The organism is Formosa undariae (assembly GCF_042427615.1).
In the GTDB taxonomy this organism is placed as follows: domain Bacteria; phylum Bacteroidota; class Bacteroidia; order Flavobacteriales; family Flavobacteriaceae; genus Formosa; species Formosa undariae.
On the sequence record NZ_JBHMEZ010000003.1, the window covers coordinates 380813 to 407160 of the forward strand.

Below are 26348 nucleotides of genomic sequence, written 5' to 3' on the forward strand. Positions count from 1 at the left end.
GGTAAGTAAACTGTTTATTTTTCTATATCACGCATACTTTCCATCTTCTTAAGTTTTAAGAAGCCATTAATATCTTCGAAATGTTCTTTTACACGTTTGTCACCGAATTCAAATACTTTGGTTGCTAAACCTGCTAAGAAATCTCTATCGTGAGACACCAGTATCAATGTACCATCGAAATCTTTTAAAGCATCTTTAATGATATCTTTCGTTTTCATATCCAAATGGTTTGTAGGTTCATCCAGAATCAACACATTTACGGGTTCTAACAATAATTTAATCATTGCTAAACGTGTTTTTTCACCTCCAGAAAGCACTTTAACTCTCTTTGTAGATATATCTCCACCAAACATAAAGGCACCTAATAAATCTTTAATTCTATTGCGAACATCACCAACTGCAATACGATCTATAGTTTCGAATATTGTTAGATCACCATCCAATAAAGAAGCTTGATTTTGAGCAAAATATCCTATTTGGGCATTATGACCTAATTCCATACTCCCTTCAAAATCGATCTCGTTCATTATGGCCTTAACCATAGTCGATTTACCTTCACCATTTTTCCCTACAAATGCTACTTTTTGTCCACGTTCGATAACCAAATTGGCACTGTTAAACACCACGTGATCTCCATAAGACTTAGATAATTCATTTACAATAACAGGATATTGTCCCGATCTTGGTGATGGTGGAAACTTTAATTTAAGGGCTGCTGTATCCACTTCATCAACTTCGATAGGCGTTAATTTTTCAAGCATTTTTACACGTGACTGTACTTGTAAAGTTTTAGAATACGTCCCTTTAAATCGGTCGATAAATTCTTGGTTATCGGCAATCATTCTTTGTTGCTCATCATATGCTTTTTGCTGATGTGCACGGCGGTCCTTACGTAATTCTAAATAATGAGAATACTTCGCCTTATAGTCGTAAATACGTCCCATTGTTACTTCAATAGTTCGCGTTGTAATATTATCTACAAAAGCTCTATCGTGAGAAATTACCACAACTGCTTTGGCTTGCGTTATTAAAAAATCTTCCAACCATTGGATACTTTCAATATCCATATGGTTTGTAGGCTCATCTAAAAGTATTAAATCAGGCTTTTGAAGTAAAATTTTAGCAAGCTCTATTCGCATACGCCATCCTCCGCTAAACTCGGATGTTGGCCGATTAAAATCTGAACGCACAAAACCAAGACCTACCAATATCTTTTCGACTTCAGCTTCATAATTAATTTCTTCAATAGAATAGAATTTCTCACTCAATTCCGAAACTTTTTCAATCAGTTTCATATACGCATCACTTTCGTAATCTGTACGTACCGTTAACTCTTCATTTATAGCTTCTATTTCGTTCTTCATTTTAAAGATCGACGCAAAAGCTTTAGATGCTTCCTCCATTACCGTGCAATCATCTTCAGTAAGTAAATGCTGTGGTAAATACGAAATTACATAGTTTTTAGGTGAAGACACATTACCGCGAGAGGCTTTACTTTGTCCCGCAACAATTTTTAACAAAGTCGATTTACCTGCTCCGTTTTTACCCATAAGGGCAATTTTATCATTTTCATTTATGGAAAAAGACACATCGCTAAATAATGTTGTTCCTCCAAATTCTACTGCAATCGAGTCTATTGAAATCATCTAAAAATATATTTATAAGTCGGCAAAGATAAGTTTAATCACTATATGCTTACACATGAATTTAAACAAAAAAACCACCTTCAATTTCTTCATAAAAATTGGAGGTGGTTTTAACTTTTGTAACCGAACCCTTTTATAAAATATCCAATTACTATTCGCAGGTATCCTCTACTTCTTGAATTTCTTCCTCACGTGTTTCTTCATATTCTCGAATCAAAGCCGTCTTCTCATCCTCGGATAAACTCTCATTATTATAGGCTTCTAAAATGTAATTATCATATTCGTCATACAAATCCTCTATTAATGCGTCACAATCTACACTGGTAAATTGATCAATCAACTCTTCAACATCGCAAGACAAACAGAAGAAGACTAATAGTGCAATGGATACCATTTTCTTTAATACATTCATAATTTATATTTTAGCGTAATTAACTAATCTTCAACTACTAAACACTTAATTTCGAATTTATATTTGTGATTTCACACATGGTCTATTCCGACTAGATGCTCTAGTTACATTTATATAAACATCTATTTTCTTAAAATTAATAACAACCCTAAGTTTTAGCAAATTTACAACTTGATAATGAATAGTTCAGCACACTTAAAACCTTGATTGTAATTCCCTGTGATTTACTAGAGATAAAACCTTATGATTTTAAGAACTATCGCACTATCAAGTCCTGTTATGAGTATGATTTATTTACTTCACTCTGGCTTGAATTTCATTCACTAAGGATTCATATTTCTTTAGAATTCTACTCCATTCTTTAAAATGGCGTTCACTTACAACACCATCTTCATGCCGATCTGTATGTTCTGTAACCAGTTTAACTTTATATACTAGTGGACTACTAGAAGATTCTTTTACTATAAAACGGGTTCTAATTGCACTTTTATCGAAACTATCTACAACCCATGCGGTTCGTATATATCCCGTTTCTTTATCATTCATTTCTATAACATCGAAATGAGATAATACAATCTGATTTAATAACTTCCAAGAGTCGTCTTTTCCCTTTACAGCCTTTATAGTAACGTCTGTATTTGCTAACTCCGATTGAATCGACACATCAAAAGCTTCATCTTTTAGCAAAACAAATTGATATTTACTTGGTGGCTTTGGCAACTCTTTTTTATTACAGAAGTCAATTTTTTCGGTTAAGTATCCTGTCTTTCTCACTTCTACAAGGGTACACCCCTTATCAGGAACTTTAATATCCAATGCACCTTTACCTAACAGTTTTCCATTGATATAAATATCGGCATCAGTTTCAGTACAACTCAGTTTAATTTTCTTACTCCCAGGAATATCCTCATAGATAATAGTGCCTGCTAACATCGTAACAGAAGTTAATAGTAATAAAGTAATTAGTATTTTTGATTTCATAATTGGTAGGTTTAGTTATTTATATATTAAAAATTTAAAAGGCATATCCAAGACCAATATTAAGAATAGGGTATCCTTTACCAGAAACGTAATCCAAAACTTCTTCGGTACTGACTTCAAAAGATTCTCTAACTCCATTAATATCTCCTGTTACTGCAATCTCTGTAGGCAGCTCTCCAATGGCATAACCGAGTTCCCATTTAAAATAAAGCGTCTTACCATACTTCCATCCTAATTTTAAATTGAAGGAAGCTAATTCTTCTTTTGCCACACCATTAGTAAATGCTTCGCCATCGGTATTTGTGTTTTCTAGGTTACTGACTTCCCCATTAAATTTCCCATAAGAAATGGAAACGTATCCGCCCTTTCCACGCCCTCCAAAATAAATATTAGATCCGGCTTCAAAATATTTAAAATCATAATCATCGAACGGCAACATTCCATAACTAATAAACGGAGCAATTCTATTACCCAATAATGGGGTTACATATTCAAATTCTACTCCAATCCCAATTGGAATTCCTGCCTTTACACCTATTCTAAATGGATTAACATCTCTTTTTTGCTGCGAGAAGCATAAGCAAGGAATTAATACTATCAAAAGAATTAAAGTATTTTTCATAATTTAAATTATTAATGTTTTTAGTAAAAGAAGGTAAATCAAATGTATAACCTTCATAGGTATAAAGAAATACCCTAAATAGGGTATATTTTAGAAATAAGTAAAACTAAAAACTCCTTTTAGATATAGTGTGCTTTGAATATGGACCATTAAATACACATCTTAAGATAACTTTAAAATAACTCTGGTATAGATTTTGTAATTTTAGAATTCAAACCATTACTCAAAAAAAAACTTACTTATGGAAACATCCTTAAGCGATTTACATATACAAGAATTAACTACTGCTGTAACCTTACTCGAAAACCCTAGTATGGCAGCCAAAATAACAAATGTTATAGGGATGCCAATTGAAAAAGCAATAGAATTCCTTCCTGACAATTGGCAAGAAAACATTGGAAAAATCACGCAAAAATCTTTAATAAAAGCTACTGAAGCCGCCATTTGGTCTTTAGAAGATATTCCTGTGGAGCGACCTTCTAACACCTGGCATAAATTTGGTGTTGCTTTTTCTGGTAGTATGGGTGGATTCTTTGGTCTACCAGGTTTAGCCATAGAGTTACCAATATCGACCACTATAATGTTGCGTTCTATTGCAGATATTGCGCGTTCACAAGGCGAGCTAATAAGTGAAAACGAAACTAAACTAGCATGTATGGAGGTCTTTGCTTTGGGTGGAGAAAGCACGTCTGATGATGATGCAGAAAGCGGTTATTTTGTAGTCCGTGCCGCTTTAGCAAATTCTATTACAGAAGCATCTCGGTTTATTGCGACTAAAAAAATATCTGAAGAAAGTGCGCCTGCATTAGTAAAATTTATTGTTAATATCGCTGCCCGATTTAATGTTATGGTTACTGAAAAAGCAGCTGCGCAAGCAATTCCTGCTATTGGCGCTATTGGCGGAGGAATAATTAACACGCTGTTTATAGATCACTTTCAAGATGTTGCCAAAGGACATTTTATAGTAAGACGATTAGAGCGTATTTATGGACAAGAACTAGTTAAAACGTATTACAATTCAATTTTAGAACTTGCAGAAGACAACTAAAATAATAACGCCTCGAAAATAATTACACATAACATGTTATAATTATTTTCGAGGCGTTTTAATATTAAAACCAAATTTAATTAAGTGTTCTAAGTTATCGATGCCTTGTAAATACTATCAATGGCATGACTTAAAGATGTTGAAAATTCATCATCGCTTTGTTGCTGTTTTAGATCGTTTAGAAGTGCTCTAGAGAAACTGGCTATAACCCCTTTGTTTTTTTCTAATAAAGTATTTGCTGTTTCAATATCGTAACCTCCAGAAAGTGCAAACACGCGTATTACTTTAGCATGATTTACCAAATCCTTATAGAAATCGGGAACCGTAGGTAAAGTAAGTTTTAAAATTATAGCTTGCTCTTTACTTAATTTATCTAATTCTAATCGAATGTTTTTCTTTAAAGTCGATTCTATTTCTGCTTTATCTTTAGCATGAATATCGACTTCCGGTTCTAAAATCGGAATTAGTCCACAGGAAAGGATTTCTAATCCAAATGCAAATTGTTGCTTTACAATAGCCGCAATACCTTTTGCATTATTTTCGTAAATTACTGAACGCATTTTTGTACCGAAAACACCAAGATCCTTGGCTTCTTTTAATCTAGATTCTAGATTCGGAATGGGCTTCATCAGTTTTACACCATCACTTAAATCTTCCAAGCCTTTATCTACTTTCAAAAAAGGGACAAGCTCTTTATTCAATAAAAATGACGGAACAGGTTCCTTGCCAATGACTCCTTTCATTGTACGCTCAAAAAGAATAACTCCTAATATTTTATCACTAGAAAAATGTTCATTTGTAATAACACGAGAACGCATGTCGTGAATACGTTGAAACATTTCGGTTTCATCTTTATATTGATTTTCATCTACACCATATCCAAGTAGTGCTTTTGGGGTGCTTCCTCCACTTTGATCTAAAGCGGCTATAAATCCTTTACCATCTCTAATTCGTTCTATTTGCTGCTGAAATGTATACATAATCGATATATTTTAGTATTAAAAAACTGTTTTATTACGTCTTATAAAGATGCAAAAAGTTAAAGCGTTCGACAACTAAATATATCTAAAAATCCGTTAAAATTTAAGGCATTACGTTCTGTTCACGTTTCGCTAATTTTGAAGCTATAATACTGATTATAAATATTTGAGATGCATGAAAAATCATGAGCGGCAATAAAATTAAACTTGAAGCAGCCGCATTTTTAAATAAGATTTTATAAAAGATTGTTCCGTGAACTAAGGACTTTTTAGTACCGCAAAATTGTGCTGTAATTTTATCTTCAATATTAAATTTTAATTTGGAGGCTATCACACCAATAATGTAAAAAACCGTAAAAAATATCGCGATTACAATCACAAATAATAAGGCGAAATCGAACCAATTAACACTACTAAAAATATTGTTATAGAACGAATCGGCGAAGCTTTTATAAATGATAAGTAGAATTACAGATTTATCGAAAAGCGTAAGTTGTTTACTATATTTCATAGCTAATTCATGTCCGAATCGCTGAAGCATGATTCCTAAAATAACTGGGAGAATAATTCCTAAAATCAGATTCATATAAATAGAGCCATAATCGAATTCTGCTCCTGTTTTTTCGATAAATAAGCCCACCCAAAGTGGCGTTATTAGAATCCCTATAATTCCCGAAATACTTGCATTAAAAATAGCAGCAGGCACGTTTCCGCGAGCCATAGACACCATAACTACAGACGAAGACACGGTTGATGGCAATGCTGCCATAAACAACAGCGCCAACCAAAAACTATGTTGTTCTTGCGTTTGGACAAACGGATAGAACATGAGAATTAATAATGGGAATAATAAAAATGTGGACAACTGCACCAAAACATGAAGTTTCCAATTGTATAATCCGGACTTGATTTGTTTCGGACTTAGTTTTAATCCGTAGAAGAAAAATATTAAAAAGAAACCGATAGAACTTACAGTTGAAATCGGAAACGGACTGCCCTCTATACCCCATTGTGGGAAGAAATATGCAAAAATTATAGTTGCTATAATAGCGAGAATAAAGCGATCCAATTTAAATTTCATAAACACCAATTTTGACCACAAATTTAAATCAACTTATGTATTTCTATGCTTTTCTCAGCCACTTTTATTTTAAAGGTTATATCAGGAGCAAAAAAAAACTTCACCTAAATTATAGATGAAGTTTACATTCTTTGTTCTTCAATTAAATATTGAAGTTATAGCGCACGATTATATTGCAAACCAGTCTTGAACTTTCTGAATGATTTCGGTGTCTTTACTTCCATCTTCAAATTCATTATTCATTTTATTATAAACATAATCTTTACTCCATTCCTCATGGTTTTCTGCAACTTGTTTTATGGCATCACAAATAAATTCTAGTTCTTTATTTGAGGTAATAGGATGCAATGATAAACGTACCCAACCTGGCTTATTTGTTAAGTTTTTAGAATTAAGATCATCTACCATTTCTAGTGACCTGTTTTCGTCGTAATCGAATAAATAATGACCGTAAGTACTAGCACAAGACCAACCACCGCGGACTTGAATTCCGAAACGATCATTCAATAATCTCACGATTAAATTGTAATGCACATCCTGAATACCAAAAGACACGCAACCAATACGCTTAACTTCGGTACTTCCTAAAATAAATAAATTAGGAATCTCATTTAATTTATCAAAACAATACGCTAACAACTCTTCTTCTCGAGCCTCAATATTTTCAGTCCTCATTTTATCTTTTAAACGCATAGATAAAGCTGTGCGCATAACTTGTAGAAAACCTGGAGTTCCACCATCTTCACGAACCTCGATATCCTGAAAATACGCATACTCTCCCCAGGGGTTCGTCCACTGTACATTCCCTCCTCCTGGAACGTCTGGACAATTTGCTTTATATAACGCTTTATTAAATACCAAAACACCACAAGTTCCTGGTCCTCCTAGAAATTTATGAGGCGAAAAGAAAATAGCATCTAAACGTGCATCTTCATCTACTGGATGCATATCTATATCTACATAAGGCGCAGAAGCTGCAAAATCAATGAAACAAAAGCCACCATGTTTATGCATTATTTTAGCTAAATCGTAATAAGGTGTAATTATACCCGTAACATTAGAACACGCTGTGAACGAACCGATTTTAGTTTTTCGATCTTTATACTGAATTAGAGCAGCCTCTAAAGTTTCAGGACAAATTAATTTCTGATCGTTACATTTTAAAATCACCACATCTGCAATGGTTTCATGCCAAGGCACATGATTTGAGTGATGCTCCATGTGAGAAATAAATACTACAGGGCGGTCGTTTTCTGCTATTTGAGTTTTCTTCAATTTTGCATCGGGAAAACGCAATCCCATAACACGTTGTAAATGCGACAAAACTCCCGTCATTCCAGTGTTTGAAGTCACCAAAACATCGTCTTGATTAGCATTTACGTGCTGTTTTATTATTGCTCGTGCATGTTTGTAAGCATACGTTGAAGCTTTTCCTGTTTCACTAGAAAATGAATGTGTATTCGCAACCATTGGTCCGATTTGCTCTTGCATAATCTTTTCTATAGGCGCATATAAACGTCCGCTAGCAATCCAATCGGCATACAATAATTGCTGCTCTCCTAACCTACTTTTAAAAACGAAATCATCTCCAATAACGCCCTCTTTAAAAGATTTAAAATAGGTTTCCAAATTAGAATCTACGGTATTATTAACCTCAACAGTTGTTGCTTCACTCATTTTATCTCAAATTACATGTATCACATAAAAACATAAGTAGGTTATCCCTTTACATTTTTATAATCGAGTGTAAATTTACTATTATATCACACAATCTAAAACTATTTGTGCCTTGTATGCCATATACTTTTTAAAAGTAAACATCAGTTCTTGTAAATCTTTTAAACAAAACACATTATGGCTAGCACTTCGTTTTACGTCCTGTGAGTTGGGTTTTACAACTTAATTGTAAGATGTTTTAGATTACGATTATTACTCGTGAATTATTGCGTGGGTTTAACAAAAAAGACTGCCTTTTCAGACAGTCTTTTTTGTTATAAAATATATAATGTGCTTTTAAAATTAATCAATAACTAGCAAAGGTGTTTTAGACACTTCGGATAATGCTTTAGTTAGAGCACCTTCGGAAGACACTTTACCTTTGGCATGATTACGCGGTAAAATACTAATAAGATCAATATCTTTTTCTTCTGCATATTTAAAAATACTTGTTGGAATATCTGGACCATCAACAAAAAGATGATGCGAATAAAAGTCTTCTAAATAATACATAATTGTATTTTCATTCTTTTCGTCTACGATGGTGTATCCGTAATCGGCTTCTCCTTGTTTCACAGTTAACACATGTACTTTTGCTTTAAATCGTCTAGCAACTTGCAATAAAACGCCTAGAAGTTTACTGTCGTGAATTAAATCTTCACCGATAACCAAAGCTATCTTCTTGATTTTAAAATTTGCGTAATCTTTTGGAATTACAATTATCGGACAATCTACAACCAGTACAAATGAAGAGGTATTCGTGTTTAATTTTTTGTTATTAACTAAACTCGTACCCATAAAAATCAAGTCTATTTCTTCAGCCTTTTGAACGTCTAACAAAGAGGCTTGTAGCAACCCTTTTTTAATAATGGTTTTAATATTATTTCTAGAATGCGATTGAAATTCAACTTTTATAGCTTCTAACTTTTCTTCTGCTTGCTCATCATCTATTTCATTAACATACACTAGAATAATCTCTGTATCCAAATCGTCTGCCACAAAATTCTTAACATAATTAAGTGCGTTATTTGCTGTATCAGAAAAGTCAAAGGGCACCATGATTTTAAATAACTTTTTCATTTATTTTTACTAATTTAGGGATTTACAACCTAATAAAGTTACGAAAAAATGCGTTATTAAACATGACATATATCATTGTATAAACAACTTTAACATACGAAATTTGTATAGTAAAAACTGAAATCCACTGAAGTCAATCTAACTATTTGATTTCTACTGAAATTATTCGTAATGTCAAAAAAAATATGCATTTCTAAGAAATTGATGCTACCGCTACGTAGTTTAAAAACTATAAAATGGACATCCATTTTGACATTAAAATTTCTATTCTTCCCATTAATTAATTACGGACAAACATCAGATTCGTTAATCCCGAAAGTTGAAAATCAGCGATTTACATATACGCTGTTTAATAATCCTGATATTAAAGTAAAACTTGGAGGCACAATACAGCCTTGGGCATTTTATACCCAATGGAACCCTGGAAGTTTGAATGAAGGCGGTGATGCTAAAGACTATAATGTTGGATTAGCCGTTAGACGATTACGACTACAAAGTAGCTTTACTTTTGGTAAGAAAGTTAAACTGACATTTAATTTAGGTGAAAACAACTTTAATGGTAAAGATCGTGATTTTCCTTATTTAAAAATCTTAGATTTTTACGGCCAATATGATATTTCGAAACCATTTGCCGTAGCTTTTGGTAAATCGACTTACGATGGATTATCGCGTTACGCAGCACCATCGACTTCAACCATGTTACAAACCGATTTGCCTTTAATAGCACAACCTACTTTAAATTATTCTGATGATGTTACGCGCGAATTAAGTTTAGTCTTATTGGGAGACCTAGGAAAATTAAATTACCGTATGGTATTTATTCATCCGTTTAGTTATGACTATACAGACGCGAATCCACCAGAACCAAAAAATGGAGCTTCACAGTTTACAGACGACTATAGAAACATACAATACACCACTTATATTAAGTACGATTTCCTAGAAAAAGAAAACAATCGCGGACCAAACTTTGTAGGAACTTATTTGGGAAAGAAGAAATTGCTTTCGGTAGGTATCGGAGCAAAATACCAACATGATGCCTTATATTCTATTGAGAATGAGAACAAATCGTATCACGACATGAATTTATGGTCGGCAGATGTGTTTTGGGATCATCCTGTAACCTCAACATTTATAGATGCCACAAGTGCTTATGTAGGTTACTTTAATTACGATCTAGGGCCTAATAATTTAAGAAGTGTAGGTGTAAATAACACGGCATATGGCTTTGATAACACGAATGATATTGTAAACGGTCTTGGAAATTCGTTTCCTTCTATGGGAACCGGTCAAAGTATATACGGACATTTTGGATTACTATTTAAACCAATGGGTAAAGAAACGGATTGGGGCCAATTGGAACCTTATGTTGTTATGCAAAGTAGTCGTTTTGACGCTCTAAAATCTGATATGATTGTTGGTAGTATTGGACTGAATTGGTACTTACAAGGACAGGATTCTAAATTAAGTTTAGATATCCAAAACCGACCGATTTTTTCAAATATTACAAACGAAGAAACAGATAGAAAGTATATGTGCGTACTGCAATATCAATATAGATTACATTAAACAAGTCTGAATAGATTTTTTCAGTTTTCAATTCGGATCTTGTATTTAGAAAGCGACTTTGAGCAATCAAAGTCGCTTTTGTTATTTAGAAACTACATCTTGCATCAGGTAAAGCTTTTTTTCAGTTCTCGACTCCGCTCGAACACCCTAAAAAACAGAGTACTTTTACTGTTTTATACACGCTTCAGTAGAGAAGGGAAAGAATTAAGCATTGGAATTTAAAAGGTATGCTATACTATTCGAGCATGGTATTCGAGCGGAGTCGAGAATCTACCTTAACATATTAGAAATTATATATAACCAATTCTTGTTCTCGACTCCGCTCGAACGCCCTAAACAAATATGTTGTTTTACTTTTTTATATACGCTTCAGTAGAGAAGTAAAAAGACTAAACATTGAAACTTTAACGGTATTTGAGCGCAGTCGAGAATCCTCCGTACTATCTTAAGAATCACATAAAACCAATACTTGTTCTCGACTCCGCTCGAACGCTCTAGAAAAACAGAGTGCTTTTACTATTTTATACACACTTCAGTAGAGAAGTGAAAAGACTAAACATTGAAACTATACTCTAGTGGAGTCGAGAATCAATCATAATGTACCTCAGTTTTCACAACTCTTACAAGTGCTACTTTTGCCTAAAATACATCATCATATTAAATTAAAATCTTGAGCCTTTTTCGGTTCTCGACTCCGCTCGAACACCCTAGATAAATAAGACGTTTATACTGCTTTTACGTACGATTTAGTAGAGAAGGTAAAGGATTAAAGCATTGGGATTTAAACGGTATGCTATGCTATTCGAGCATGGTATTCGAGCGGAGTCAAGAATCTACCTTAACATATTAGAAATTATATATAACCAATTCTTGTTCTCGACTCCGCTCGAACACCCTAGAAAAACAGAGTGCTTTTACTATTTTATACACGCTTCAGTAGAGAAGTGAAAAGATTAAACATTGAAATTTAAACGGTATTTGAGCAGAGTCGAGAATCCTCCGTACTATATTAAGAATCACATAAAACCAATACCTGTTATCGACTCCGCTCGAACGCCCTAGAGTAATAAGCCGCTTTTACTGTTTTATACACGCTTCAGTAGAGAAGTGAAAAGATTAAACAAAAAAAGAGCTTACGATACACGTAAGCTCCTTTAGTAGTATAACAAGTATGATTTACTAAACCAGTTAGTACATCAATTTCATTTTTAGATTTTGTTCTGTTTTAACTTCTCCAGAATCATCTATAGTATTATTTACCGACGTTTGTCCTTTCTCTCCCCAGAGTACAATGACATAAGAAACAGCATTGTCTTTAAACGTATTTCCATTAAAATCGATGTTTACGATTCCACGAGTTTGTAATAAAATTTTACTTTCCTCTTTAGAGCCACTGTTTTTAAAAGTATTGTTTTTTAATACCAAAGTACCACCAATACTAGACTCGTCATATCCTCCTCTGTAGTAGTTTAAAACATTTTGGTCTACATTTTCGAACGTTGAGTTTTCGATAGTCACAAATTCTGCACTATAATCTCCTTTGTCATCATCTTCTCCTGCTAATAGGATACCATTTGTACAATCTTTAATAGATGAATTTGAAACTACAAGAGAATCTGCTAAAGATCCTTTGTATGTTCTTAAAACGCTAGAGAATTTAGACACCTCGCTGTTTTTAATTTTCAACTTATAAACTGTCGACATGTTTTTCTCTAAGGTTGCGAATGCATCTTGAGTTTTAGATCCTTCGATAGCTACATTTTCTAAATTCAAGTTTCCTTTAGGTAACATTTGGAATAAAGCTGTATTCGAAGCTCCACTATATACAATCTTAGCTTTTTTCTTTCCAGCAGATTTAATCGTAATATCTTTATCTATTTTCATAGTTTCAGATACTTTGTATGTTCCAGACTTTAATTCTACGATATCTCCTGACTTAGCATCAACGATTGCTTTAGCAAGGGCATCAGCTGAAGTTACTTTAAAGGTTTTAGCCTTTACTTTTTTATCACTACGGTCTAACCATTTTGGTCCGTATTGTAATTTATTGATTTCAACTTTACCTTTATTAGTGAAAGGAAACGTTACTGCACCAATAGCACTATTTTCAGATCTGTCGTTTCCAACAAGATCATTAGATATTTTATCAAAATCAAAACCATTATATACATCAGAGAATGCTTTTGAAGGTGCATAGAACCAATCTGATACTTTATTTACTGTAAAATCTTCTTGCGTTAAACCTCCATTAGTCTCAATCCCGCTTACATCTTTAGAATTCAAGATATTGTTATAAAAACTCACACCATCAACTTCGTCGTAAGCAACAATTGGCTTAGTCTCGTTTTTATCGTGATTATAAATCAGGTTGTTCGCTACAATAGTACGCGTAGGTCTTGCAGAACGTAATTCTGTTGCAGGCAATACATCACTTTTATCAGAATTATTCCCAACACTAAATTGTAAAGGAGACAAACAATCGATAAATGAGTTATACGCGATTACAGCATCTGTAACTTGGTTATAACGGTTTAAAGGTGATTTAGGCACACCATTCATTACTGCAATAGCGCTTCTAAAATCGCTACCTAGTATTTTGTAGAAATAATTATTTGTCACCCAGTGTCCCGTATTTACAACACGTACACCACCAATTGCTGTAGAGTTTTCGTTTCCGATAAATACGTTGCCATCTACTTTAGCATAGTTTCCGTGACGTAATACTAAAGAGCCTTCACATTCGAAAAAGATGTTGTTTGTAAACTCATTAAAATTAGATTTACTTGAAATAATTTCAACTTCACCATTACATCTTTCGAATAAATTGTTTGATACCTGAGTATAAGAAGGCGTCATAGATGTGTAACTATCTCCCAACTGAATGGTTTCTCCATGAGGTCCTCCTGCTCTTGGTCTTTCACCAAAATAGTTATTTATAATTTTATGGTGATTATTAATATTCTCGTTACCGTTTAAGTATATTCTTAATGTTGGACCTGGGTTAGATTTCCCTGCAATGTAACAATTACTCAACTCGTTGTGTCTTCCGTAGAATTGCACCCAGTTGTCTTTTTCTTCACGATCTGGTTGTGTAAATCCTTCAATAACACAATTCGTTATTTTACTGTGGTTGGCTACACTTTCGTTATCGGTTCTAAAATCGATAATTGTACTTTTAGGCGTAAATCCGTTTCTGAAGTATAATCCAGAGACCTCTAAATATTCTCCAGATAATCTCAGTCTAGACTGTCCTTCAATAAATACTTGTCCAGGAGTTTCTGCTTCCAAAACAATAGGTTGCGCTTCTGTACCTACCCCTTTAAATTTAATAATAATGTCTGTCCAAACCCCATTAGCCATTACTAAATGGTCTCCTGGTTTTGCAGCCTTAATAGCTTCCTCTAATTCTTTCGCATTATTTACCATGGTCTTTCCTGCTTGTGCGCTAGCTTGAACGGTAAATAAAATTGAAAGGATTAAAATTGAAATCGTACTTTTAATTGTGTTCATTTGTTTTTAGATTAAATTGGTTAACCAATTTGGTGAACCAAAAATACAAATTCTATAATTACTATTCAAGTAGAATTAAATAAAGTTGATTAATAAGTCTTAATTTAACACTGAAAAATTAGCAGTCACCCCCACCTCATCATGAGTTTTATGCATTAAACAAAAAGGATGGATTAAATAAAGCGTCTACACTAAATTATTAAAGAAACAAGGTCCTATCGGCCACTTTAAACTCTAGAATAATTATTACCCTAGTATTTGTATGGAGTACTACTTTATATTTTTTAACTTCGCCAAAAAAAAGAAAACTGTAATTAATTAGCTAAAGACGTTTAGAAGACTGTAATGACTATTTATTTTAATTTAAAATAGGCTTGGCATCGATAAAGTTATATGCATGTCTATTGCAATAAAAGTATATTATCTTAAATAATCCTTATAAAACAGTACTCTTAGCCACGTTTTATATGCTCTTAAAACATCCAAATTCTTTTTAATTTACAAATCAAATCTCTTTTCGTGGGTATAAAACACCTATGTGAAAGGATGTTCGATAAACTGAATTTGATTTTATGCTTAAACATATAGAATGATCAAAACTTTTAAAAATTCCAAAACAGCTAAAAAAACACATAAAGCTGTCCAGGTATTCTCAAAATTAGCAATCATGGGCGTATTGACGCTATTTTCTGTAATGATAGTTTTAGAAAAATATGAAATGAATGCTATAAATTCCGGACTCATTATATCGCTTATTATAGCTGTAATGTGGTTAGGATATCGGTATTTAGATGTACATCAAAACGAATACACTTACGAAGAACTTTTAGTGGTAATTTGGGTGCCAATAGGTGCCGTTATCTGCTATTTACTTAATGTTTTTGGTCATTTAGGTGTCGTCTTATCCACTGCAATTACGGGTACTGTTGCGTCCTTCTTACCTGTGTTTAATAAAAAATCTGAATATTTAAAAAAGATTCCTCCTGCCATTTACTGTGGTTCTTTTGTAGGTATGTCAAGTTTAGAGATTGCACCGTCAATTGAGTTTGTTATTCTTGCAGGTATATTATCTGGAGTCTTTTTACTTTTATCTAAAAGTATATTTCAGGGTATTGGAGGTAAACTTGGTATCGTTGCTTTTGGAGGTGTACTTATGGTGTCTTTTGTGTATTGGTGTTATTTATGGTTAGTATGATGAACAATGTGATTATTATTATAACAGGAATTTTAGGTGCGACTTTAACCTTTTACGTGAACGAACATTTAAAACAAGGAGCGGTTAGAGCTTCCGCATTATTAACTTTAATTGTTAGTCTGTTTTTTTATTTTTTTCCAGAACTTTTAAATCCCTATTTAACGCAGAATATACCGCCTGCATTTATTGGAGCTTCATTTGTCGGCATGGTGTCTTCTAAAGCCATTGTGCATTACCAGTGGTTAATCATGGCTGGAATTATTTTCAGTATTATTTATATTAATAAAAGTATATTCTTTAGAGGTTATGGCGGTGCTTTAGGAACGTCGGCTTTTATAGCCTTATTGGCTACCATGGCCATTCCTGTTGTTTTTTCTAAAAAGAAAAGAATTACAAACGGAATCCTGATATTTCGAAAATGGTTATTTAGAGACAAAGACTAACCAAATAAGAACCAATACTTATGGTTTTAAATGGAATGATATAAACGCAGTCGACTTTTTCATTTTAAAAAATGGTATGATTTATGTTTAATTAAGGTATGAAGCAACTTATATTCACACTCTTAACTGTAGTTACACTGGCATCTTGTAAACAAGCTCAAAAGATTACCGATGCCATTTCGAAACCTTCTGCTAAAACTGTTTTTGAACGCGATTTTAAAGACAATGATAGCCTATTTCAACGGTACGAGAACCATTATTTAAATGCTCAAAATAATACCCTCGAATTAGAACTCCCCACCTCGATACAGTCTAAATCGGATACTTCAAATTTTTATATTTTAGCATATACCCTAAATTTACAGCATGGTGAACGCTTTAAACTGGAAGCGAATAGCGACGTGGATAGCTTGCAATTGGCAATAGATATTTTTCAGTTTGAAAACGATTCCATAGTAGCAATAAAACCTGTGGTCTCAAATACACCCGAATCGAACACCATTACATTCGAGGTTTCTACTACCAATAGCTACAAATTAGTTGTTTTCTCCAATAAAAAACACCATAAAAACTTTAGCATAAAACTATTTACCGAACCGACCCTAGTTTTTCCTGTAAGTGGTAAAAATAATAAAGCGGTGCAAAGTTTTTGGGGTGCGACAAGAAGTGGTGGTAAACGTTCTCACGAAGGCATCGATATTTTTGCTAAACGCGGTACTCCTGTTATTGCGGCTACAAATGGTTTTATTACGAGTACAGGAAACCGAGGTCTTGGAGGAAAACAAGTGTGGTTGCGTGACGGTATATTCGGTCAGTCGCTATATTATGCCCATTTAGATAGTATTGCCGTATCTAGAGGAAATACCGTTACTGCGGGGGATACTTTGGGTTTTGTTGGAAATACAGGGAATGCTAAAACCACGAGTCCGCATTTACATTTTGGAATCTACACCAAAAAAGGTGCTATAGATCCTTACCCGTTTGTTAAGCAAACAGCATCTACCGAATTTGAAAATTACGCATTGTCTTCTCGTGGTGAAACACGTCTTCAAAAAAATGAACTTAGGATTAGTCCTGATGTAAAAAGTAAAAAACTTGAAGATTTAAAAGTGGCCACTCCAGTAGAAATTTTAAGTCAAACACGTAGTTGGTTTCATATTCGTGTTAATGATACTTTAGAAGGGTTTATGCACGAATCTTTGATACAAGAATTGAATGATTGATGTTTCGGTAATTCACTTAAAAATCTTAGTCACCAATAAATGCTACATCACTCAATGTATTCATAAATGAAATAAGATTATCTTTTTCTTGTTCGGTTAGTGCAATTCTGTTGTCGTTATCTTTTAAAATAGGATCTAGATTATCTGCATCTAAAACACCATCACTTAAATAGTCTAGAACGTCTCTTAGTGTTTCAAACTGACCAAAACTTCCGTAAGGTGCAGTATATTCAATATTCCGTAAAGACGGCACACGAAAACGCATATAATCTTCTAGCTGACCAGTAACTCTTGCGCGTCCAGCTTCCTCGTTATCTGGATTTACAGGAAATCCGATATTTCTATAACTCTGATCCGTAAATAATTCTGTACTGTGACAGCTAATACATTTATTCTGAAATGTGGCATAACCCTGAGCTTCTACATCTGTAAATATTTCTCCTTCATCTTGATTTACTCTATCGTATTTACTATTTGCTGAAATTAAAGTATATTCAAATTGAGCGATACTGTTATAAATACCGTCTGCTGTGATGCCTTCACCATTAAAGGCTTTATTGAATAATTCTTCATAAGAGCCATCGGCTTCAAGCTTTCCTATAACTTCTAAAATTGAAGAATCCATTTCTTCATGAGTGATAATTGGAACTAAAACTTGATCTTCTAATCGACTCATATTTCCATCCCAATTATATGCTTTCATAAAGGCCATATTCTGTATTGGTGGAGGATTACGAAGTCCTATTCTATCCGAGACTCCAACACCTATTGTATTATGGTCTGCAAAGGCATTGCCTTGCATATGGCAACTCGAACACGATATGCTATTATCTATACTTAATTTCGTTTCATTAAATAATTTCTCACCCAATGCGACACCATATGTTGTAGGTACATTTGTATAAAAAGCACTATTAAGATCTGGGAAACCCAACGGAATATCTAAAGTGATTTCTGGGTTATTATAAGAAATAAGTTCAGCATCATCGTTACTACAGGATGCCAACAACAGTGCAAATGCAATGTTTCTTAATGCGTTTTTCATTTGATCAAATTATATAATAAAAAGAGCCGGACTAGACTTCTTGCTTTTCCGGCTCTAAAATTTAGGGTTAATTTTCTACGGAAGAAATTGAGAACATACCTGTAAAATCGCTTACTTGGTTACCACCAATATTATCAACATATTCAGACATGGTTACAGACGTGTGTAAACTAGGTGTAGCATTACTAGCATCTAATGTAATCGTGTTTGTTTTTCCGCTTAATAAATTATCAAAATCTGCTTCAATTTTAATGGTTGGAGCGTTTTCACCAACATTAGCATTTGTAGGAAGATCTAAAGTAATATCTCTATACGCATCGTAATACGCATTATATGTACTTTCGTCACCTTCAGTACCATCTACAGTACTTCCTGAATGAAAAGATAATACATTATCCCCGTCGTAAAATCCTTCAATCTTTGTAAAACGGTAGCCTGTTCCCCATTCCCAATGCATCTCTGTATCGTTTGCTCCTGCTGTTGCATAGAAAATTGGATTACTAACTTCGTCCAAAGTATTTAAATCCGATCTTACACCTAATCCAAATATAATCTGACTGTATTCTGCAGTTGGAATATCATTTAGCACAAACGTTGCTGTTTCTGGTTTAGATTGATCTACTACTATTGCTCCTGAATCTAAATTATTTGTATTGTAGGGGATTTCTGTGCCATCGGCTTTTATTAAGCGGACATTACTTATCACATATTTTAGTTCAGAAAATTTGTGAACTTGCCCAACTGCCGAAGTGTTTTCTGTTTCGTTAAGCACTATAGGCGTTCCTTTAAAGGTATTCTCAAATTCTAAAGTCACATGGTTAGCCACTGGCACATCGTCGTCGTTACAAGACACAAGCGCTAAAGCGACCACAGGTAATAAAAGGTACTTTTTAAAATTTTTCATAGTTTTTGATTTAATTGATTATTATATTTTTTAGGTATTAATTATTATAAATTTATTTTTAACGACGTAAATATATTACGACCCATTCTTGGGATATTTCCCCAGTCTGCATACGTGCTGTAGTAGGTATTAAATACATTTTCGGCACCGACTTGTAAGACTGTTTTGTAATTTTTAATATGAAATGTGTAATCTGCAGATAGATTCCAATTGGTATAAGACGGTGTTTCGTCTTCCCCATATTCCGGACTGTAATCTATTTGTTCGAAATCGCCATTAAGCGAGGTTAGAAAGCCAAATTTTTGATACGAAAAGTGCAATGAGGTTTGATAACTTAACGGCCGAATAAATGGTAAATTATTTTCATCATCGTCTAGACCTCGTGCGTAGGTTAGTGTCCCTTTCCAATGTAAATTATCTAAAATAGCATAGTCACCACTTAATGAAAAATTGAATAAGGTCGCAAAATCTAAAGACGTGTATCCTTTAACTCCAACCGATTGATAGTTCATTGGACTTCCTGCACTTAAAATGCGACCAATAATGTAATTTTCGATGTAGAAATAATTCACTTTAGCCTGAATACGTCCTTTCGCATGAGAAAATCCTGCGCTTGCATTGGCTTCATAAGAAATTTCATTGTCTAAATTCGGATCTCCTATATAATCATACCTGTCGAAACTGTTATAGATATAATATCCATACCCTTCGGAAACAGAAGGAGCTCTATGGCCATAACCACCACCTATAGAGGCATCAAATCCACCAGTATTAAACTGATAACTTGCATATAAGTTTGGTAAAAATCGCGTCTTCTCTTGAGGTGCTCCCGGATGAAAGATCCAATTGAATTCAATGTATTTAGAATAATTGTAATTCACCCCTAAGGTCCCTCCAAAATTAAGCTGACTTTTTTCAGACATTTCATAAGAATTACTCATCGATAGTCCGGCATAGCGCGTAGTTACCCATGGCCAGCTATAAGCAAACATAGTGCGTTCACTCCGATCCTGAGGATACATGCGCATTTCGGCAATCGATAAATTATCGTAAGCGTTTAATTGAATTTCTGCCGAATACTTGTCATTTTTAAAATTCACTTTAGACAATAAACCATAGGTTGTGCTCCAACCCGGCATGTCCATATGTACTAAATTTTCTGGCCTTGTGGTGTCGTCCATATAATGTTCAATTGCATTATAATACACCTTGGTGTCCCAAACTTTTAGCAGTTTATCTTCGAAAAACTTCTTGTAAGCCACAGAAGTAATTAAAGCTCTAGATAGTGATAAATCCATAGGAAGCGCGGGATAACCTACATCTTTGGCTTTATCGAAAATAGCATCTACGCGTACAGACGACAATTCGCTAGTTTTATACGCAAGACCTAAAGAACTATTAATTTTTGTGAATTGAGAATGATTAACCTCATCGTCATTTCCGTCGGAATAATTCTCCGCCTTTCTATACGAAATACTTCCATCGGCAACCAGTTTATCACTTGAATACGATACATTACCGAGGTTAAAAAACTGATTATTATTAAACTCATACCCCGTTTGATAGGCTCCACTCCAATCATTACTGCGTCCGAAGGCTGTACTTTTACGTTTTAAATCGATACTTCCTGCTACCGTCGCGCCATGCATACTACCTTCTTGTCCAGATTTTATATCGATATCCGACAAATTATTACTTTCTACATACGATGTTATCGGATCCATTTTATCGGTACATGCTCCAAAAATGTGCATGCCGTCAATAGTCAACGTAGAACGTTCGGTACTCATATTATTTAGTAACGGTTCCCATGCGTAGGCACCACGTTTTATAAAGCTAATATGTTCTGAGGATGCTAAAAATTCATCTACCGAAACAGCCATTTTCAAATCGGTTTTAAGTTTATCTTTTTTAGCAGCGACAATTAAAACCTCATCTAAAACCACATCCAAACTATCGCTTTTCAAAGGTTCTGTTTGCGCATGTGCCAATGTTCCTAATAAAAATAGGGCTAGTGTTATTCGTTTCATTCTTCTAAAATAAAATGTCGATATAAAGCTCACTCTTCACACCTTCTATTCCTGGTGTAAAATCTGTTGGAACTTCCGTACCTTTTATAATTTTCCCGTTTTCATTCTGTAAAATAAAATTCAAGGTCCAATTTCCTGTCATTGTATAATTCACAACGCCATGATATAAACTATCACTTTCTTGCGTTAAATCCTGATTATTTAGCGACGAGTGATTCCCCATAGAAGATTCTGGCATACGCGGATCTAAAAACAAGGTAAAATCGCTTACAACCGTATATGAATACTGAGACACATCTGGGAAATCGGCAGCTTCGCTTGTTGGTTTATTGTATTTATAAATACCCGCAACCAAATCGTTTTCGGCAACTCCTGGACTTTGTGGCGCTACTAATGCAATAAAATACTGTTCGTTATCACTTGCAGTAAAGGCAGTCATATTTAGATTCATATTCGTTTGTTCTTCAATGGTGATGAGTTGATTAATAGCGTACGATTGAGAATCAACTTGGAAATCGATATATGCCTGCCAGCTTACTGTAGTATCACTTTCGCTTGTAAATACAGCATAGCCTGAGTAATACCCCTCTGTACTGTTATACTCTAAATTATAACTATGCGGACAGGAGGTTTTATTCCCATTGGCATCTGTTAGGATAGGCAAAAAAGTGACTAGTGAGTTTTCTAAAGTTTCATTGCTTTGTGAATCAATAATTTTCACACGAATTTCATTATACCCCTTGTATAACGTACCGTTTAAGGCTTCTACACTAATTGTATAATCACCACTGCTAACAGAAAAGGCTTCTTCGAACTCAAAATATTCGGTAGTTTCTGTTGCTATTTCGGCTTCATAGTCAGTTTTTTCTATGGTACAGGATAGCGCCACACCGCATAGCGCAATGACACAATATTTGGAAAATTTCATTATTAAAAATTATTTAATCTGCGCATACCCGATAGCTATCGAGACCACTCCGATTTGTTATTTTCTTTAGATTATCTCTATAAGAAGCAGAAATAATCCGCTTGAAATCTTTTTAAACACAACAGTGTTACATTTATAAAACAACGTCGTTAAAATTTTAAAACGCGTTACGATATGACAGAAAATGCTGTTGTTTAAAGAAGAAAATAGATGTGAATTGTTTTTAAGCATACTATAATGCACCTAAAATAAGAGGTGCAATATTAGTGCTGACCAAGATCAGCAGATGCATAATATAAAAACATGTGGAGGATTACACTTGTGGAGGATGAAAAACAGAGTCCATATCTAAAAATGAATAAGACCTATTATAATCTGAAGCAATTTTTGTTTTATTCGTGTATAAAAAGCATGGTGAAAATAAATGATCTGTTATTTTCTGATAAAAGACAACTATCGTTTCTATAGACACTTGTTTTTTATCGTTTCCACTCTCGGGAGAATCAGAAATTTTAGCCACTTCTTTACCTAAATGGCACTTTCCGTTACACTGCATTTCTACGACTTCTTTGTTTTCACAAAGTTCATTTTTAATATAATCATAAAACGCAACGTATTCCACTAAAGGGATTAGTGGCTTAACTAGAAGAAATATAGCTAAAAAAAGTGTTGCTGTTTTCACGTCGCGAATTTCAATAATTTTTTTAAAACAACCTAATTTTAAATTGTTAATAGCGTATAACTACACAACTTTTAAGATATGCTCAAAGCAACAATATGATGTGTTTTACAAAAAAACTTAAGATTAAAAGATAGCCATTGTCCGTATTATTTTCCCTTTTTCACCGCCTTACCTCTTATTTTCTATGATGAGTAATCCTGCTAATATTCATTTTGGTTTCTATTGCTTACATTAGCTTTTTCTAATATGCATTTTACTCGTAGTATAAGGTATTTGCGCTAAAAAATGAGAACCGTGGATTTTAAAGAAATTATTCAAGACATATACAAAAATGTGAAGGCTATAGAAGATAGTGGCGCATTACCAACTTATATTCCCGATTTAGCAGAAGTTGATCCGAAGAAATTTGGAGTACACATAACAACAATGGATTGTCAGAATTTTGGAATGGGAGATTGTTACGAAAATTTCTCCATTCAGAGTATAGCCAAAGTTCTATCTCTAATCTTAGCCTATAAACTAATAGGTGCCAAAACATGGGAACGTGTAGATGTGGAGCCTTCAGGAAATGCATTTAATTCGCTACTACAATTAGAAGTAGAGAAAGGCATTCCTAGAAATCCATTTATTAATGCTGGAGCACTAGTTATTGCAGACATATTACTAAGCGAGCTTAAGCATCCGAAAGCAGAATTTTTAGCTTTTGTCCGAGATATTAGTAATAATAAAGACATTAATTATTCAAGTAAAATTGCATCCTCAGAAAAGAAAGTAGGTTATAGAAATATAGCACTCTGTAATTTTATAAAATCCTTAGGTAATATTAAAAACGAACCTTCAGATGTTTTAGATTTATATTTTGACATCTGCTCGCTAGAAATGAATTGCAAGGACCTTTCGGAACTCTTTTTATTCTTAGCCAATAATGGTAAAAAAATACTAGGTCAAGACCAAATTCTTACAGAAACGCAATCGAAACGTGTAAATGCACTTATGCAAACTTGTGGATTTTACGACGAGTCGGGAGAATTTGCATTTAGAGTAGGACTACCTGGTAAAAGTGGCGTTGGTGGTGGTATAATCGCTATATATCCAGATAAATATGCCATAGCTGTTTGGAGTCCCAAATTAAACAAAAAAGGAAATTCGTATAAAGGCATGAAGTTTCTTGAACAATTTACCTCGGTTACTAAGCTGTCTATCTTTTAGAGGGTCTATTTTCTTAACACTTCATTAGTTTTAAAAACATATAATGAGACGTCCTTATATAAAGTAACAACATCTGACTTAGATTTAATACATATTAAATCTAAGTCCAGTGAATCAAAAAATCATAGATATGATGGCTTATATATTTACTTGGGTTTGATGATTTAAAATGGATATCACTACATGTCTAAACAATTGATAAGATTTTTTGGTTTCGTGTTTATTTTAAAGGGATTAGACGTTAAACCTTTCTTAATTTTCAGACTTTTAGCCTATATTTTGGGTGCTTCCAACTTAAAATCCTAGCTTTGCTTTTTATTAAAACTTTAAAAACAGAGTATGAGTCAAGTAAAAGAGAATGATACAGTAAAAGTACATTACACAGGAAAGTTAAATGATGGTCGTGTATTCGATAGTTCTTTAGAGCGTGAGCCTATAGAAATTACTATTGGTCAGGGTATGTTAATTCCTGGTTTTGAAAATGCTATCATTGATATGAAAGTGAACGAGAAAAAAACAGTTGAAATAACTAAAGAAGACGCATACGGCGACATTAACGAAGAGTTGTTTCACAAAGTGGCCAACGAACAATTACCTCCAGAAGTAAAACCAGAACTAGGAATGGGACTGACTTCTAAAAGTGAAGATGGTAGAGAGCACCAATTTAGAGTTGTAGATATTCAAGATGATCATATTGTAGTAGATGGAAACCATCCACTTGCTGGTCAGGCTTTAACTTTCGATTTAGAAGTTATAGAGATTAAATAATTACCTCTATTTTATATATAAAAAATCCGGACAGGCGTTCGGATTTTTTTTATGCAAGAAAGTGTTTTAATACGTGTTATACTGAGATGAAGGACATATATAAATACTATATCATTACACTTTTCTTGATGATGAGTCTAAGTACAGACGCCTATGCTCAGAACGTTAACAAGATTGAGAAGGAAACCAATGAGGCTATTATATGGACTAGAGACAGGGCGTTAAAATTATCAGACTTTCAGGCAAAAGTAGATACCACAACGTCCAAAAAAGCAATTACGGGTGCAAACATTATTATTGTGCCTTATGCCTTTAAAAACGGGAAATATGAGTATCACGTTTTAGCGAAGTTTCATAAAGATATCTCTTGGATTAATACCAAGAGTGAATACATTTTAAAGCACGAGCAAGTGCATTTCGATATCGCAGAATTGTATGCCAGAAAAATGAGACGAGACATTGATAAAATAAAAAAATCAGCTGGAGACGTGTTGCAATCCGATTACAGACGCATTCATAAAAGCCTGTTTAGGTCGTATTACTATTTTCAGAAGCAATACGATGATCAAACCCACCATTCCACAGACCATGAAGAACAAGTCCGTTGGAATGCCATCGTTGCAGATGAATTGAAAAAACTAGAACATTTTAAACTGGATCTATAAATATGAATATACCCCTTTAATTTAAAAAACAGTTTAGAACAGATTTTGTTGTCTTATATTCAGGCGCGATTACGACCTTTAATAGCACCAAAATGATTATCAATTTTTATTTATTTACAATTGTCAATAAGTTCTGATAAGTAAATTATTAAAACTTATTTATAGTAGATAAATTTACACCCGATTTTAACTTTAATTGGTTATCAAGTTTACGAACTTGATATTAAAAGGGAATCCGGTGTAATTCTGGAACTGTCCCGCAGCTGTATGCTCACGAACGGAAGCTCAAATAAGGTCACTTTTCGAAAGAATGGGAAGGCCGAGTGAAAGGAGTTAGTCAGAAGACCTGCCATTTAATATTAATAATTCAATGTGCTTTCGGGGATTGAAGCTGGAGTTAGAAGAATGTTGTGCCATATTATATGCGTAGTCTCTTTCTTTTTCTTCCTTATGTTCCCAAGATCAGTATTGCAAATTTAAACATGATTAACAACTAATGGTTTGTAACCAAGATTGAATGCCTCGCTGTAATTTTTATTAAAAGATTACTGTTTTATCTAAATTTATTTAGAAAAGAAGGGGTTTAAATTAAGGTTCACTAGACCAACTTA

At 33.8% G+C, this 26348-nt stretch carries 22 protein-coding genes and 1 riboswitch; of the genes, 8 read left to right on the plus strand and 14 right to left on the minus strand.

The genetic code is table 11. The features are described from left to right. Positions 1 to 14: 14 nt before the first annotated feature. From ACFFVB_RS05115 to ACFFVB_RS05130, 4 genes are all read right to left on the minus strand, one after another. Positions 15 to 1646 (minus strand): ABC-F family ATP-binding cassette domain-containing protein, encoded by a 1632-nt coding sequence (locus ACFFVB_RS05115; RefSeq protein ID WP_382381638.1) that lies wholly within the window; start codon positions 1644 to 1646, stop codon positions 15 to 17. A gap of 151 nt (positions 1647 to 1797) precedes the next feature. Further along, entirely contained in the window at positions 1798 to 2040 is a 243-nt protein-coding gene (locus tag ACFFVB_RS05120; protein ID WP_382381639.1) for a hypothetical protein, read from the minus strand. Between the two features lie 312 nt (positions 2041 to 2352). Further along, the gene (locus tag ACFFVB_RS05125) at positions 2353 to 3039 is read right to left on the minus strand and encodes a hypothetical protein (RefSeq protein WP_382381640.1); all 687 of its coding nucleotides are present in this window, start codon (positions 3037 to 3039) and stop codon (positions 2353 to 2355) included. Positions 3040 to 3073: 34 nt separating this feature from the next. Further along, positions 3074 to 3661, minus strand: a complete 588-nt coding sequence (locus ACFFVB_RS05130) for a hypothetical protein (protein ID WP_382381641.1) — start codon at positions 3659 to 3661, stop codon at positions 3074 to 3076. Positions 3662 to 3902: 241 nt separating this feature from the next. Between ACFFVB_RS05130 and ACFFVB_RS05135 the strand changes: the two genes are divergently transcribed. Then, a complete protein-coding gene (locus ACFFVB_RS05135; protein ID WP_382381642.1) occupies positions 3903 to 4709 on the plus strand; it encodes an EcsC family protein in 807 nt (268 codons plus the stop codon). 89 nt (positions 4710 to 4798) lie between these two features. Here the strand turns inward: ACFFVB_RS05135 and ACFFVB_RS05140 are convergent, their stop codons facing one another. From ACFFVB_RS05140 to ACFFVB_RS05155, 4 genes are all read right to left on the minus strand, one after another. Continuing rightward, positions 4799 to 5689 (minus strand): fructose bisphosphate aldolase, encoded by an 891-nt coding sequence (locus ACFFVB_RS05140; protein WP_382381643.1) that lies wholly within the window; start codon positions 5687 to 5689, stop codon positions 4799 to 4801. Positions 5690 to 5792: 103 nt separating this feature from the next. Further along, the gene (locus ACFFVB_RS05145; RefSeq protein ID WP_382381644.1) at positions 5793 to 6770 is read right to left on the minus strand and encodes a bile acid:sodium symporter family protein; all 978 of its coding nucleotides are present in this window, start codon (positions 6768 to 6770) and stop codon (positions 5793 to 5795) included. 168 nt (positions 6771 to 6938) lie between these two features. Next, entirely contained in the window at positions 6939 to 8447 is a 1509-nt protein-coding gene (locus ACFFVB_RS05150) for an aminotransferase class V-fold PLP-dependent enzyme (RefSeq protein WP_382381645.1), read from the minus strand. Positions 8448 to 8789: 342 nt separating this feature from the next. Continuing rightward, positions 8790 to 9566, minus strand: coding sequence for a universal stress protein (locus ACFFVB_RS05155; RefSeq protein WP_382381646.1), 777 nt, complete (start codon positions 9564 to 9566; stop codon positions 8790 to 8792). A gap of 171 nt (positions 9567 to 9737) precedes the next feature. On the opposite strand from ACFFVB_RS05155, the gene ACFFVB_RS05160 reads away from it, so the two are divergent. Then, positions 9738 to 11135 carry a hypothetical protein gene (locus tag ACFFVB_RS05160; protein WP_382381647.1) on the plus strand — a complete coding sequence of 466 codons (1398 nt, stop codon included), beginning with the start codon at positions 9738 to 9740 and terminating at the stop codon, positions 11133 to 11135. A 1188-nt stretch (positions 11136 to 12323) separates the two neighbouring features. Here the strand turns inward: ACFFVB_RS05160 and ACFFVB_RS05165 are convergent. Continuing rightward, entirely contained in the window at positions 12324 to 14645 is a 2322-nt protein-coding gene (locus ACFFVB_RS05165; protein WP_382381648.1) for a chondroitinase-B domain-containing protein, read from the minus strand. A 589-nt stretch (positions 14646 to 15234) separates the two neighbouring features. Here ACFFVB_RS05165 and ACFFVB_RS05170 point away from each other — a divergent pair. The 3 genes from ACFFVB_RS05170 to ACFFVB_RS05180 all read left to right on the plus strand — a co-directional run bounded on the left by ACFFVB_RS05170 (position 15235) and on the right by ACFFVB_RS05180 (position 17506). Continuing rightward, the gene (locus tag ACFFVB_RS05170; protein ID WP_382381649.1) at positions 15235 to 15840 is read left to right on the plus strand and encodes a hypothetical protein; all 606 of its coding nucleotides are present in this window, start codon (positions 15235 to 15237) and stop codon (positions 15838 to 15840) included. Continuing rightward, the gene (locus ACFFVB_RS05175) at positions 15837 to 16283 is read left to right on the plus strand and encodes a hypothetical protein (protein ID WP_382381650.1); all 447 of its coding nucleotides are present in this window, start codon (positions 15837 to 15839) and stop codon (positions 16281 to 16283) included. The genes ACFFVB_RS05170 and ACFFVB_RS05175 overlap by 4 nt, the downstream gene beginning before the upstream one ends. A 98-nt stretch (positions 16284 to 16381) precedes the next feature. Continuing rightward, the gene (locus ACFFVB_RS05180; RefSeq protein WP_382381651.1) at positions 16382 to 17506 is read left to right on the plus strand and encodes a peptidoglycan DD-metalloendopeptidase family protein; all 1125 of its coding nucleotides are present in this window, start codon (positions 16382 to 16384) and stop codon (positions 17504 to 17506) included. 25 nt (positions 17507 to 17531) lie between these two features. Here ACFFVB_RS05180 and ACFFVB_RS05185 read toward each other — a convergent pair whose 3' ends face one another. From ACFFVB_RS05185 to ACFFVB_RS05205, 5 genes are all read right to left on the minus strand, one after another. Then, a complete protein-coding gene (locus ACFFVB_RS05185) occupies positions 17532 to 18551 on the minus strand; it encodes a cytochrome-c peroxidase (protein WP_382381652.1) in 1020 nt (339 codons plus the stop codon). Positions 18552 to 18618: 67 nt separating this feature from the next. Next, a complete protein-coding gene (locus ACFFVB_RS05190; RefSeq protein WP_382381653.1) occupies positions 18619 to 19455 on the minus strand; it encodes an MbnP family protein in 837 nt (278 codons plus the stop codon). Between the two features lie 44 nt (positions 19456 to 19499). Beyond that, positions 19500 to 21485 carry a TonB-dependent receptor plug domain-containing protein gene (locus ACFFVB_RS05195; RefSeq protein WP_382381654.1) on the minus strand — a complete coding sequence of 662 codons (1986 nt, stop codon included), beginning with the start codon at positions 21483 to 21485 and terminating at the stop codon, positions 19500 to 19502. Positions 21486 to 21489: 4 nt separating this feature from the next. Next, the gene (locus tag ACFFVB_RS05200; protein ID WP_382381655.1) at positions 21490 to 22413 is read right to left on the minus strand and encodes a hypothetical protein; all 924 of its coding nucleotides are present in this window, start codon (positions 22411 to 22413) and stop codon (positions 21490 to 21492) included. Positions 22414 to 22726: 313 nt separating this feature from the next. Further along, entirely contained in the window at positions 22727 to 23095 is a 369-nt protein-coding gene (locus tag ACFFVB_RS05205) for a hypothetical protein (protein WP_382381656.1), read from the minus strand. A gap of 294 nt (positions 23096 to 23389) precedes the next feature. On the opposite strand from ACFFVB_RS05205, the gene ACFFVB_RS05210 reads away from it, so the two are divergent. The 3 genes from ACFFVB_RS05210 (at position 23390) to ACFFVB_RS05220 (ending at position 25737) form a co-directional block, all read left to right on the plus strand. Beyond that, positions 23390 to 24304, plus strand: coding sequence for a glutaminase (locus tag ACFFVB_RS05210; RefSeq protein ID WP_382382229.1), 915 nt, complete (start codon positions 23390 to 23392; stop codon positions 24302 to 24304). Positions 24305 to 24643: 339 nt separating this feature from the next. Then, complete coding sequence (locus tag ACFFVB_RS05215; RefSeq protein WP_382381657.1) at positions 24644 to 25072, plus strand: FKBP-type peptidyl-prolyl cis-trans isomerase; 429 nt, start codon at positions 24644 to 24646, stop codon at positions 25070 to 25072. An 86-nt stretch (positions 25073 to 25158) separates the two neighbouring features. Then, positions 25159 to 25737: a DUF922 domain-containing protein gene (locus ACFFVB_RS05220; RefSeq protein ID WP_382381658.1), complete on the plus strand. Its 579-nt coding sequence runs from the start codon at positions 25159 to 25161 to the stop codon at positions 25735 to 25737. A 180-nt stretch (positions 25738 to 25917) separates the two neighbouring features. Further along, positions 25918 to 26105: riboswitch (cobalamin riboswitch) on the plus strand. Positions 26106 to 26348: the final 243 nt, after the last annotated feature.